Annotated in this window: 11 protein-coding genes; 4 read left to right on the plus strand and 7 right to left on the minus strand. The window is 54.8% G+C overall.

Features of this window, described 5'->3' with window-relative positions; translation table 11 throughout:
* Window positions 1-8 precede the first annotated feature (8 nt).
* Entirely contained in the window at window positions 9-1,304 is a 1,296-nt protein-coding gene (locus ACR0D6_RS17940) for a hypothetical protein (protein ID WP_480766516.1), read from the plus strand.
* Between the two features lie 9 nt (window positions 1,305-1,313).
* Here ACR0D6_RS17940 and ACR0D6_RS17945 read toward each other — a convergent pair whose 3' ends face one another.
* Window positions 1,314-2,384, minus strand: a complete 1,071-nt coding sequence (locus tag ACR0D6_RS17945; RefSeq protein WP_480766517.1) for a DNA cytosine methyltransferase — start codon at window positions 2,382-2,384, stop codon at window positions 1,314-1,316.
* Here ACR0D6_RS17945 and ACR0D6_RS17950 point away from each other — a divergent pair.
* Entirely contained in the window at window positions 2,383-2,751 is a 369-nt protein-coding gene (locus tag ACR0D6_RS17950) for a very short patch repair endonuclease (protein ID WP_480766518.1), read from the plus strand. The genes ACR0D6_RS17945 and ACR0D6_RS17950 overlap by 2 nt on opposite strands.
* Window positions 2,735-3,922 carry a restriction endonuclease gene (locus ACR0D6_RS17955; protein ID WP_480766519.1) on the plus strand — a complete coding sequence of 396 codons (1,188 nt, stop codon included), beginning with the start codon at window positions 2,735-2,737 and terminating at the stop codon, window positions 3,920-3,922. The genes ACR0D6_RS17950 and ACR0D6_RS17955 overlap by 17 nt, the downstream gene beginning before the upstream one ends.
* Window positions 3,923-4,397: 475 nt before the next feature.
* Here the strand turns inward: ACR0D6_RS17955 and ACR0D6_RS17960 are convergent, their stop codons facing one another.
* From ACR0D6_RS17960 to urtA, 6 genes are all read right to left on the minus strand, one after another.
* A complete protein-coding gene (locus ACR0D6_RS17960; protein ID WP_480766520.1) occupies window positions 4,398-5,648 on the minus strand; it encodes a hypothetical protein in 1,251 nt (416 codons plus the stop codon).
* 589 nt (window positions 5,649-6,237) lie between these two features.
* Window positions 6,238-6,933, minus strand: a complete 696-nt coding sequence (gene urtE / locus ACR0D6_RS17965) for an urea ABC transporter ATP-binding subunit UrtE (RefSeq protein WP_170655047.1) — start codon at window positions 6,931-6,933, stop codon at window positions 6,238-6,240.
* A 3-nt stretch (window positions 6,934-6,936) separates the two neighbouring features.
* Window positions 6,937-7,677, minus strand: a complete 741-nt coding sequence (gene urtD, locus ACR0D6_RS17970) for an urea ABC transporter ATP-binding protein UrtD (protein WP_480452510.1) — start codon at window positions 7,675-7,677, stop codon at window positions 6,937-6,939.
* Complete coding sequence (gene urtC / locus ACR0D6_RS17975) at window positions 7,674-8,903, minus strand: urea ABC transporter permease subunit UrtC (RefSeq protein ID WP_480766521.1); 1,230 nt, start codon at window positions 8,901-8,903, stop codon at window positions 7,674-7,676. The genes urtD and urtC overlap by 4 nt, the downstream gene beginning before the upstream one ends.
* 3 nt (window positions 8,904-8,906) lie before the next feature.
* The gene (urtB, locus tag ACR0D6_RS17980; RefSeq protein ID WP_480766522.1) at window positions 8,907-10,859 is read right to left on the minus strand and encodes an urea ABC transporter permease subunit UrtB; all 1,953 of its coding nucleotides are present in this window, start codon (window positions 10,857-10,859) and stop codon (window positions 8,907-8,909) included.
* A 62-nt stretch (window positions 10,860-10,921) separates the two neighbouring features.
* On the minus strand, window positions 10,922-12,202 hold the full coding sequence (gene urtA / locus ACR0D6_RS17985; RefSeq protein WP_480766523.1) for an urea ABC transporter substrate-binding protein: 1,281 nt from the start codon (window positions 12,200-12,202) through the stop codon (window positions 10,922-10,924).
* 398 nt (window positions 12,203-12,600) lie between these two features.
* Here urtA and ACR0D6_RS17990 point away from each other — a divergent pair, with 398 nt between their 5' ends.
* A complete protein-coding gene (locus ACR0D6_RS17990; protein WP_480766524.1) occupies window positions 12,601-13,416 on the plus strand; it encodes an urease accessory protein UreD in 816 nt (271 codons plus the stop codon).

Below are 13,416 nucleotides of genomic sequence, written 5' to 3' on the forward strand. Positions count from 1 at the left end.
GAATTGTATTGATCGACGATAACCCCAAGCACCTCAAGGCAATTGCTGATGCGCTTGGTTTCCTGGGGTCAGCCTCACTGTCCTTTTTGTATTCGGGTGACATACCGGAAGCCCACGTTCTGGCCGGTGCTCGGTTAGTTTTCTGTGATTTACATCTAAATACAGACGCCATCACAAGCGATGGAAAAGCTGAGTGTAGCCACATAGTTGGCATGTTGGACGCTGCAATCACGGAGCACCATGGCCCCTATCTCCTGATTATCTGGTCGCAATTTCCAGACAGAATAGAAAGCTTGCCTGACTACCTTGAGCAACTCGCGCCAGAAAAGCGCCCGTTTCACCATACGTGTTTGGACAAAAACCATTTCATTGACGTCACAAACGGAACCGCTTTGGCAGGGCAAGATCTGCCGGGTGAAATCCAAAATACGGTTTCAAACCAACCAGGGTTGGCAGCCATGTTGAGCTGGGAGCAATCCGCTTCATTCTCAGCTGCTCGGGCAACCAACCTTCTGTGGCAACTGAGTTTGAACACCAGCAAGAAGGACCCCGATCAGGCGCTTTGTAAAACGCTAGGAAAGCTTGCAGCAGGTGCAGCCGGTGTTTCATTTGGCACAAACTTGCCAGGAAGGAGTGTGTTGGAGGCTTTGGTGCCCCTTCTCGCAGACCAAATAGAGGCTCAAGGAGTTGACGAGGCGCTTTGGAAAAACGCGGTCGATGTTGAAAACCGAAGTGGTGGCGCTGCGTCGGAAGCTCTGTACACCGCGCTCCACTTAGAGGTCCCCACTGATTATCGAGCAGATAAGCGAGGCTCGGTCAGCCCAGCGGAGGGATGTTTCCCAGACGATCAATTCAAGGACGTTTTCGGTTTTGATCAGGCCGAGTTGCTGAAGGACTGCGGTTTTGTGGAAAAAGACGAAGAAAACTCCACAAAAAAGGTCCACGTGTGGAAAGCGAGCGAAGAGGCAGTCAAATCCGCCAAGTGGTTTCTGGTGCAGGTGAATGCTGCTTGCGACGAGGCTCAAAATCACCCAGGTCTTCTGCCCTATTGTCTGGCTTTCACAATTCCGTCCAACGTGACACAAAAAAAGAACCATAAAGGCAGCGTGGAGAAGACAAACTCCCTTTACCTCGAGAACACAAAAGTTGAGATGTACTTGCTCGGGCGCTTCATAGTCAGTTTGACTGTCCAAAGTGCACAGAAACTCCAGCCAGAGTTTAGGATTAGGACAGCCCTTTTAGACAAACTTGTGTTTGGTTTGCGGACGAATGCTGCACGGTTGGGGGTGACAGAGCCTGGCTGATACCAGCAACTACGTCGACTGCGAAATTGCCGCCTTGAGGATTTCTTTCATCACAGGCGGGCAAACTCCGTTTCCGAGCATTTTCACTTGATCACGCCTAGTGCCATTCTCGAACTTGTACTTTTTTGTAAAACCCATAGCGCGTGCGAGCTCGGGAACTTGCAACATTCTCATCCGATGCTCGCCATCAATCTTTTCAACAAGTGCGAAACGGTCAACTGTGGTAATCGTACGTAGAGGGCGATCAAGCGATTGCCAGCCACCTGATCCATCGCTGCCATAGTACACAATCAGAAAAGGCTCGTCTTCACCAAGTGCCGACATCGCACGCTTGGCACGCTCCAGAGTGGCCTCCGATCTTTTGTTAGATTTGAGCGGGGTGGTTTTCCAAGTGCCCCGAGGGTCGAGAATATCCAGTACCGTTCGTCTTTTTCGGCGAGTTGGAGGCTCAAACACCGGCACTTCAGACTTCCGGCCTAGAAGGAACAGGCGTCGCCTTTTTTGCGGTACTCCGAAGTCAGAAGCATCAAGCGTTCGCTCGATCAAGTGATAACCGAGCGACTTCAGTTCGTCCTTCAATTCCTCGTAGCGCGACCAGGGCCGCATATGAACCACATTCTCTAGCACGACCCATTCTGGTTCGAATGTTCTTGCGAAGCGAACCGTCTCCAGTGCAGTGGCTCGGCTTTCTTCTGATCTCGGTGCAGCCCCTTTTGCGCACGTGTGGTTTGTACACTCAGGCGAAGTCATCAAGACGTCGATTTCGCCGATTTGATTTCGTAGAGCGACAGGACTGACGTCCTCCAAGCGGGAAGTTTTTGTTGTCGCCTTAGGAAAATTGACCGAGTAGTTTGCTACCGCGGTGTCCCACATGTCGACGCCGCACACAACATCTGCTCCGGCTGCGCGTGCGCCGAAACTGCTTCCTCCCCCGCCACAGAATAGGTCAAGTACTTTAATCGCAATCACTCCCGATCCGACGTCGGATACCAGGTTTTTGCGATGTTGACCAAGGTCTGATTTCGTGAATGCTGCTAGGATGTCCGACGTACTGACAAAAAAGCAACGATCACATTGCATGTCACGCATCCGGGGCAGGGATACAGCACCGGAGCTTAAACTTAGGCGTGCGCTGTGGGCCGCGGGATATCGATACAGAACGAACTACAAGCTCTTTGGAAAACCGGACATCGTGTTTGTCGGGTGTCGGGTCGCGGTATTTGTTGATGGGTGCTTTTGGCACGGTTGTTCAGAACACTATCAACCACCAAAAACATCTGAGCAGTTCTGGGCAGCGAAGATCAAGAAGAACAAGCTACGCGATATTGAAGTAACTGAGCGCTTGGTTTCAGAAGGTTGGCACGTCTTAAGGTTTTGGGAGCACGAAATTGGCCGCGATACGAATAGATGTGTGGCGAAGGTAGCGCAATATGCCGGAAAAAAGTGATGACTTGCTCGATTGGAAGGCGGACCTTCGAAACACTGACCTAGTAATTGACCAATATTACAGGGGTGGACGTAACGGCAACGCGGGCGACGATCCGATGAATGCGCTCTTGGGTGTCAGTAACCAAGGAGGCTTTAGGATACTCGGCACGAAACAGGAACCTCGCCTAGTAGTGCTGATGACCAGTCTTAATGATCCGGAGTGGCCGGACTATTTGGATCATGAACAGGGAACCTTTACGTATTACGGAGACAACAAAACTCCCGGAAAATCACTTCACAAGACTGCTCGTTTCGGAAACAACATACTGCAAAACTGTTTCGCGCTGGCTCATGGAGACAGCGAGGAGCGTCAACGCGTGCCTCCGTTCCTTGCATTCGCTACTTTGGGGCAAGGCACGTACAGGGATGTGCGTTTCCTAGGGTTGCTCGTCCCGGGTGCACCTGGGGTGCCGGAAAATGAAGACTTGGTTGCAGTATGGAAAACTTCTAAGTCCACAAGATTTCAGAATTACCGAGCGGTGTTCTCAGTTTTAGATACTGAATTGGTTGAACGCTCGTGGCTCAAACAGATACAAGCCGGGCAAGACGGATCGCAGCATGAGCCACAAGTGCTACGCGCTTGGCGGGAGACTGGTAACGCCAAACTGCTAAAGGCCCCAAATAGCCAAAGCGTCCGCTCAAAAAAGCAACAGTTGCCCGAAAGCCCACGACACCGAAGCTTGTTGTCGACAATTCGTACTACCTTCTCTGATGACCCAACTAGATTCGAACAGTGCGCGGCTCGGCTCGTCGAACTCGAGCTAAAAATGGTTACAAGGATAGAAGTCACCAGATCAACGAGAGACGGTGGCCGTGATGCCAAAGGTCTGTTTCGAGTGGGCAGCCCAGGAAACGGGATTGAGCTTAGCTTTTCTGTGGAAGCAAAATGCTATTCTGAAACCAACTCCGTTGGTGTGAAAGAGGTTTCTAGGCTGATCTCCAGACTGAGGCATCGGGAGTTTGGGGTGATTGTGACAACGTCTTTCGTCGCCGATCAAGCCTATCGTGAGCTTGTTGAAGACAAACACCCAGTTATTGTTGTTTCAGCGGTGGATATAGCCCGTATTCTTGATGAAAATGGTCTCGGGAACGTCGCCGACCTGAAGGCTTGGCTACAGCAGTTCCCTTAGTGACATTTCCAATTTCTGCTCTCATCGACGTAACGCGGCAAGCCCGCTGGTATGACTTTTGTCCGCACACCGCCTTGTCCACTGATCGGGCAAGTCCGCATTAGAATTGATGGTGGTAGCACTAATGCCCAGAGGTTTTCAGAGATTAAAATAGTACGGTGAATTGGATTGCCTCGTCTCATACAAATAGACAGTTTTCCCGTTCAAACTGAAGTAGTATGGCGAACTGGATTGCTGGGTTGCGTACAAATAGACCGAGCTCCCTTCGTAGGTGAAATAGTAGGGCGAACCAGCTTGATGCGTCGGATAAAGATATATGGAATTTCCATCGAGAGAAAAATAGTACGGCGCGTTCGCTTGGTTGGTCGAATACAGATAGATAGAAGACAATTCTATGAAGCCTTTCCGGAATAGGAGCTACTGTTGGGTGAATAGCCTGCACCATTGAAAGAGATCAACACACATTGGGCCTATGCTAACTCGATATTCCATAACGCGGCGTGAATGCATGAGCTATTAAGTGCGTCACGCTGCCCAGACTTTTCTTAAGCATGGCTGCTAGTTTTCGCATCAGATTTGGGTCGGACAAATCAGGGAATGGATCGATATCGCCAGGGGTTAACTCGTTGCAACGACTATCGACGAAGTTTTGGACCTGTAGTGCTAGACCCGCGCCCGCCGTCGCCAGTTCGACCTCTTCACCTTTTAGTCCGTTGCTTGGGCTATCTTGGCTATCGTACTCATGACTCTGAGCAAGGCGTTCTGTTGTCTGATCATTGTCTGGTTGCTCTGGTGAATCTGCTCCTGCCCCCTGATAATTTCCAAGAGTAGATCCCGCAGCGAGTTCTCGGATTGGTTCTGCATCGTTGTCGGATCTGAGGTCATTCAAATACTCCTTTGTTTCCTCAATAAATGTGGCCACTTTTGCGGCGCTAATTTTCAGGGTCCGGTTTGCGTTGTGATTTTTGACCCCTACCGGGGTTTTGATCATGATCCGGCTGCGGCCTCGGCCGTCCTCAATGGCGTCGGTTAGCTCCAAACCCTCTCGGTCGATCAGCTCGGCGAGTGCTTTAGGCTGCTCTGAACGGTCCAGCTCGGTCAGCAATTTGAGCTGCTGCCTTAATGCAGGCAGGTTAAAATTCTGGCGGCGGGCTTGCTGGTGCTGATCATGGTTGAAAGCTGAACGAGGGTTGTCACCGTCCAGCGCTGCAATCTGATCGGCGTAGTCATCGCGCCCCATTTCCCGCATTCGCTTTTCAGAAAACACATTGTGAGCACCAATCACGAGTTGGTGGCCGAATTCCAGTTCCAGAAAACGAGAAACTGCCTCATCCTTGGCCATTGATCGGAAACGTTTGTATGTTTTGCCGGTCACTGAATCTGCGGCTGCGGTGATTAAGTGCCCATGCTGTTGCATGCTTCCGTCGGCTCGGTAGCTTTCATGGATGACAAATGTTTCCGGGCCATCGGGATTGAACCCATGCTCGGCCCTGATGGCTTCCAATGCTCTTTCCCATTGGTTACGGGTCATTTCCCGGCCCGGATTTATCGTTGTATGGATGAGTCCATTTTTGCGGCCTTTGAGTGAGGCGAATTCATCGGCCACATTGAGTTGATCGGTGTTGTCCTTCAGGACAATCACCCTTTCATTGTTACCCTGTCTAAGTGGGTAGTTGGCAGCTCTAACACTGTCGCCTGATTTCACGGTTCCGCTTTTGATAATCACGGCTGCGACTTTAATTTGCCTAGCTCGGCTCTCAGCTCGTTCAACGGCTCAAGCCAAATGCGGCGGGCTTCGACGATGACTTTGTACATTGCGTTAAACTGCGAACTACTCAGAGTGCCATCGGCCTTGGATTCGTTAATAGCTTTCTGGGCTTGATTGACGTTTGCGCCGATGCCTGCGAGTTGGCGGCAAATCGCTTCTAGCTTCACCACTTTTAATAGAATACGCTTTCCTTGCTGAGGGTTGGTTTCAACTTTGACGAACCTTTTTTAGAAGGCTCGCCGGGTTGCGGTCGCCGTTGGGACGAGCAATGAGTTTCTCAATAGCGGAATCTGTCAATCCTTCGTGGCCCGAAGCTACTGTATGCCGCTGATCTATAGCAGCGTTCCATGGCCGGTCCGACACGCGCCAGCAACCTCATGCTTCACGTTCACCAAAGAAGATCCTGCGGGCTGATTTTGTGGTGCTGTAACCCAGTAGGCGCACCAATTCTCCATTTTTGATGCTGACGCGTGCAGATTAAAATCCAATTTTTTTGGATTTAGAATATGTGCCTAAATCGTCCAGCATTTATCTTCGCGACCGGAACCTAAACCGTTACCCCCTTTAAGACCTGATCGCGGGAAAGCTCCGATTTAGTCCCTGCCATCAGGATTTCGCCTCGTCTGAGAACAACAAACCGATCTGCAAGATCATAGGCGAAATCGAAATACTGTTCGACCAAAACAATCGCCATCTCACCTTTGGTTCTGAGGTGGCGGATGACCTCTCCGATCTGCTGGATGATGTTGGGCTGAATGCCCTCGGTGGGCTCATCCAAAAGCAACAGCTTTGGCTTCGTGATCAGTGCCCGTGCGATGGCTAGCTGTTGTTGTTGACCGCCCGATAAATCTCCGCCACGTCGGTTCTGCATTTTCTTGAGCACCGGGAACAGGTCGAAAATCTCGTCCGGGACAAAATGATCACTGACAGGCAGACAGGCGAAACCAGTTTCCAGATTTTCACGCACGGTCAACAGTGGGAATATTTCGCGCCCCTGCGGAACATAAGCCACACCTTTCCACGCCATTTTATGCGCAGGCAAAATACCAAGTTCTTCGCCATTCAGTTCTACCTCGCCACCGGACCGTGGATGCGTACCCGATATGGCCTTGATCAGGCTGGTCTTGCCGACACCATTGGTTCCCATCACACAGGTGACTTCCCCCTGTTTGGCCTCCATCGATATCCCGTGAAGGATTTGCGAATGCCCATAGTACAACGTCAGATCTGTCAGTTTCAGCATTGCTCAGCGCCCCAGATAGACGTCGATAACGTCCTGATTTGATGTGACATGGTCGAGACTGCCCTCGGCCAGAACTGACCCCTCGTGCAGGACAGTGACCTTGCAGTTCAGGCGGCGGACGAATTCCATATCGTGCTCGACCACCACCACCGCGCGGGTTCTTGCGGCTTTCACCAGCAAATCAGTGGTATGTTCGCGCTCTTGCGGGGTCATGCCGGCGGCGGGTTCATCCACCAGCAGCAGGCGCGGCTCCTGCGCCAGCAGCATACCGATTTCCAGCCATTGTTTCTGTCCGTGGCTGAGCTCTCCGGATTTTCGGTTCAGTTCCGCCCTCAACCCGATTTCGGTGGCCAGCGATTGCACTTTTTGCAGATCGGCCTCCGCAGGCCGGTAGAACAAAACACGCAACCAGCCGCGCTTGTTCTTTAACGCCATTAACAGATTTTCCTGCACGGTCTGATCTTCAAATACCGTGGGTTTCTGGAACTTTCGCCCGATGCCCGCCTGTGCGATCCTGGCCTCGCTCATCCGCAGCAGCGACACAGATTTCTCGCCCCAGATCACACGCCCTTCGTCCGGGCGGGTTTTGCCGGTGATTATGTCCATGAATGTGGTCTTACCCGCCCCGTTTGGCCCGATCACCGCCCGCAATTCGGCGTTACCGATCTGAAACGACAGGTTGTTGATGGCGCGGAACCCGTCAAAGCTGACAGAGACGCCGCTCACCTCTAGCAGAGTGTTCATTCGGTGGCCTCCTTCTCGCGCAAGGCGCCGTCATCGGGGCCGAGGTTGGCGCCATGTCGGTCGGGATGACGACGGTTGCTGACCAGATCGAACAAACCGCCGATGCCTTGCGGGGCGAATAGTGTGACCAGCACAAAGGAAACACCCAACAGGACCTGCCACCAGTCCACCCATTTGATTGTATAAAATCCCAGCGGGATATCCGGTGCCTGCCCGCCGGTGAACCATGTGCTGAGCAGGCTGACAAAGGCCGCGCCGATAACTGCCCCGTACAGGCGTCCACGCCCGCCTATAGCAACCCAGACAACCAGATAGATTGAGGCGATTGGCGCCATTTCCTCGGGGTTGATGATACCCGCCTGTGGGTAATACAGCGCGCCCGCGACAGCCGCGATACAGGCCGTCAGCGTAAAAACCGTCAACTTGTAGACTTCGACCGAGTAGCCCAGAAACCGCACCCGCGCTTCGTTATCGCGGATACCGCGAATGACCGAACCGAACTTACCCGAAACAATCCACGCCGCCAGCATATAGCCCAGACCCAATGCAAGCGCCGAAGCCCAGAGAAACCAGACTGACACCACGTCTTGAGCGGCAGAGACGCCGGGCAAATTCTGCAAGCCCGACAAGCCGTTATTGCCGCGCAGCCCACTGTCATTCTGAAAGAGATACAGCGCCAGCGCCAGGGTCATCGCCTGTGTCAGGATCGACAGGTAAACACCCGTGACCCGGCTGCGGAAGGCCAGCCAGCCAAACACCAGCGCCAGCAGGCCCGGCACCAGCACCACCATGATCAGTTGCAATGTCAGCGAATGCGAAAACGACCAGATCAACGGAAAGTCGGACGCGCCCACAACGCCGAAAATCTGGTTGGCAATGGCGTCAGTGACCTCGGATTGAGTTGGCGGGATTTCCGATTTCGACAGTGACTCGACCACGATCAGGCGGGTGCGCTCATACATCAGCCACATGCCGATCATGTAACCCCCCAGCCCGAAAAACGCGAAATGACCCAGTGACAGGATACCGGTAAAGCCCCAGACCAGATCCATCGCAACCGCGATCAGGCAAAGGCACAGGGTCTTGCCCAGAGTCTTTATGAAACTGGTTGAAATCACGCCGATCCCGAACCCTTCAGAGAGGACGGTCACGCCCAACGTGAACAGGGACAGAATTGCGAGAAAGACCAGAACAGACGGGTTCTTGGCGACAAAGCTGCGTTCCATTGCTCAATCCCCCGCCGCGCGGCCCTTGAGGGCGATGATGCCCCGTGGCCGGAACTGGATGAAAATGATGATGAAGATGATCATGTAGGTCTGCGCGGCCAGCGTGTTCGACGGGTTCATCCATTCGATCCCTTTTTGCAGAAAGCCGATCAATCCAGCCCCGGCAAGCGCACCCCAGATGTTGCCGACACCGCCGACAACCACGGTCATAAAGCTCTGCACGATATAGTTGCTGCCCAGATCGGACGTGACCTTGGCAAAAAGGCCAATGGCCACCCCGGCGATCCCGGCAATGCCTGAGCCAAGGCCAAAGGTCAGCATATTCACCCGCCCCGGGTTGATCCCCATCGAGCCTGCCATGCGCCGGTTCTGCGTCACCGCGCGCATTTCCAGCCCCAGCCGCGTGCGCTTCATGATGAAAAGAAACAGACCCAGAAAAATCAGCGCCAGTACAAAGATCGCAATCCGGATATAACTGATCGAAACCACATCGTTCAGCACCCACGCCCCGTCCAGCCAGCCGGGCGCGGTCAGCGGGCGGGCCTGCGTGCCAAAGATGTTCTTGGCCAGTTGTTGCAGCGCAATCGAGATGCCGAATGTTGCCAGCAGCGTTTCCAGTGGCCGCGCATACAGCCAGCGGATTACCAGACGCTCCATCGCCACGCCCATCGCAAAAGTGACGGCAAATGCCAAGGGGATCGCAACAAGGATCGAAAGCGTGTGATCCGGAATGAATTGCTGCACCACGTAGCCTGTATAGGCGCCCATCATGATGAACTCGCCATGCGCCATGTTGATCACCCCCATGACGCCAAAGGTGATCGCCAGCCCAACGGCGGCCAGGAAATAGATCGACGCCAGAGAAATCGCATCCAGGGTCAGATCAAGCGTCTGATTCAGGCCAACCTTCAATTCAACCTGTTTCAGCGCTCTTTCGGCGGCGGCTGTGACTTCGGATGACGGCTCTGCGTAGGTTTCAATGAAAACATGCTCGCCCAGTGCAGCGTCGATGTCAGCCTCCGTTACCAAAGCAGGCACGAGTCCGGCTTCGGCCAGAGCGGCATACGCCATTGTCCGTGCAGAATCGGTGTTCAGTTGCGCGACCGGAACTCCGCCCACGCGACCACCCTCGATATTTGTCAACAGAGCCGCGCGGATGTCGCCCATCGACACACGCGGCGCAGCGAGATCGCCATCGACCAACAAATCATATGCCTCGTCCCGGGACAGGGATTCCGAACCGGGCACCAGAACAACGGCAACGTTCGCGTCCGACAGCAACTCCTTAACCGCCTTTCGTGCGGTCACGACCAGAGGGTTCAGCGCTGCGCGGACATCGACGCCCAGATCGCCGGACATTTCTTCGATGGCGGCTACGCGGGCAGCTGCGTCTTTGTCGAACCCGATAGTCAGCAAGCGTTCGAGCCGTTGTTTCTGCACCTTCACGTCCGCATCCCGTTCGCCCTCGATCGAGGCGCGCAGAGGTTCCAGCAAAGCACCTTCGGGATCGCGCTGGATGGATTGCAATGCCGCCAGACGTTTCGGGCGGCTCGGGTCGGTCAGCTGGAACTGAACCAGCGCCGTGCCAATCATGGCGCGGATGCCGCTATTAGGCTTCAGCTGTTTCAGATCGGATTTCTCAAACCTTCCCACCACCTCGCCGGTGTCGAAATCGGTCAGCTCATAGGACCTCCCCTCGACCTTTTTCCCGGCAAAGAACAGACCGTCCGACTTGCGCATCCACATGTCCTTTGCGGCCCATGTTTCAAGCATAGTCTGCGCCTGCGGCAGGCCGCTGGTCGCGATCGCGTCAATCGCCGGCTTGATCGTCTTGCGCGAGCTTTTGGCGATGGTTGCCTGATGCTCCTGCAGGATCGGTTGCAGACTGGCCTCCTGCGCGCTGGCCGTCAGGCAGGCGCACAGCACTGCGAGGCCCGCTAGGAATAGTCGTAACATTTGGAGAAACCCGAGTATCTTTGGTGGTAAGGCGGGCGATGACACCCGCCTTGCTGCACAATTTAGTAGTTTGACAGGGTCTGAACGCAGGTCTTGGTCTCGGTGTTGTACATACCGCAGCCCAGATCTTTCCAATCCGACTTCAGCACTGCCGATTCCGGCAGGTAATCGGTCCAGGCATCACCCGGCACCACTTCGGTTTCGCTGATAATGTCGAACTGACCGTCTTCCTGAATCTCACCGATCAACACTGGCTTGGCCAGGTGGTGGTTCGGAAGCATCACGGCGGTGCCGCCGGTCAGGTTCGGAAATTCCTGCCCGTACATGGCGGAACGCACGGCGTCGACTTCGGTCGAACCCGCCTCGGTTGCGGCGTTCACCCACATGTTGAAGCCGATGTAATGCGCCTCCATCGGGTCGTTGGTCACGCGCTCATCGCCCATGGTGGCTTTCCAGGTCTCGACAAATTCAGCGTTGGCCTCGGTGTCAGCCGACTGGAAATAGTTCCACGCTGCCAGATGGCCCACAAGGTTGGCCGTATCCAGACCCGACAGTTCCTCTTCACCGACCGAGAAGGCCACGACCGGAATGTCATCGGCGGAAACACCGGCAGCGGCCAGTTCCTTGTAAAAGCCAATGTTGGCATCCCCATTGATCGTCGAGATCACGCCAACCTTTTTCCCGTCGGCCCCCAAGGCAACCACGTCGGCCACGATCTTGGACCAGTCGGAATGGCCAAATGGTGTGTAGTTCACAAAGATATCGCCATCCGCGATACCGTTGCCCTTCAGATAGCTTTCCAGAATGTTGTTGGTGGTGCGGGGATAGACATAGTCGGTGCCCAGCAGTGCAAATTTCTCAACGCCCAGTTCCTCGAGGAAATAGTCCGTCGCCGGGATCGCTTGTTGGTTCGGGGCCGCGCCGGTGTAGAACACGTTTTTCGAGCTTTCCTCGCCCTCATACTGCACCGGATAGAACAGCAGGCCGTTCAGTTCCTCGATCACCGGCAGAACCGATTTCCGGCTGACCGAAGTCCAGTTGCCGAAGATCACGTCAACCTCATGCACGGTCAGCAACTCGCGCGCTTTTTCTGCGAACAGCGGCCAGTCGGATGCCGGGTCGACAACAACGGCCTCAAGCTGTTTGCCCAGCAGGCCACCTTTGGCGTTTTGCTGGTCGATCAGCATAAGCATAGTGTCTTTCAGCGTGGTTTCCGAGATCGCCATCGTACCCGAAAGCGAATGCAGCACACCGACCTTGATCGTGTCTTCGGCAGACAAAGCCGCCGTTGCCATGGCCGCAAAAATCGCCGACCCGGCGAGTGTGGATTTGAGAAATGACATGTAAGCCTCCTGGCGGGACCACAGGAGAGGGCTTGCGCATGGGCGCGCTCTTCTTCTACCTGTTCCCCGCAACTGTTGTTGCGTTCCGTGTGGCGGTTGTGTTCGAGGTCCAATTCGCGCAGCCGTCACACACCCCCGGGGTCATCTCCGCGGCGGGTATCCATACTGTTTCTGCATTGCGGCAAACTTGGCAAATCGACACCAATTCAATCTTTTAAATTGGCCTTACCTGCCCAATTTTTAACCACAGGTTTCAGCTTGTGTCCAAAAATTAGTCACGCATATCGGAAAATCACCTGATTACGGCACCGCAGAATAGAGTTCCGGCGCGCTACCGATGAAACAAGAGGCACAAATCTTAAACCCACAGGTATGCCATCACTCATCTCGCCCCCACATTGCCCAAGCAGTACGCAACGCCTCCACGTGCCAAGGGCGCGATTCGTCTGAGCGCCAAGCAATCGGGCGACAGATCGGTACTGGACGGATTTCGCCAGTCGGGTTCGTTCAAATGTCTTTTCCCTCGCAGTAGCGATAGCGGGCTGGATGCGGTTCTGCTGAACACGGCAGGCGGGGTAACGGGCGGGGATGCATTCCGGTTCACCGGACACGCCGCTTCTGGAACCACCCTTACCCTGACGACGCAAGCCTGCGAGCGCGCCTACAAGGCGCAGCCCGGACCATATGGCCAGATCACGAACCGGCTGAGCGTTGATGCGGGCGCCCGGCTGAACTGGCTTCCGCAGGAGACCATTCTGTTCAACGGCAGTGCACTGGATCGCCGGTTGCGGATCGATCTGGACGCCGACGCAACCGCGCTGATGGTCGAGCCGCTGGTGTTCGGGCGTGCTGCTATGGGCGAGACGCTGACCGATATTCGCCTGCGTGACCGGATCGAAATCCGGCGCGGTGGCGCGCCCGCGTTTCTGGATGCCACGCGATACACAGGCGATCTGCACGCGCATCTGGCCAAACCACATATCGCCGATGGCGCGGGTGCGATGGCGCTGGTCCTCTTCACCTCACCCACCGCCGAGGGCCAGCTGAGTCCGGTCCGCCAGATGCTGCCCGACAGCGCCGGGGCCAGCCTGCTTCAGGGCGAGCTGCTGGTGATCCGAATGCTGGCCGAAAACAGCTTTACCCTCCGCCGGGCACTGATGCCGGTGCTGCGACGGTTGAACGACGACCGACTTCCCAGATGCTGGATGATCTGA

It is taken from the genome of Ruegeria sp. BJ6 (genome assembly GCF_056537885.1).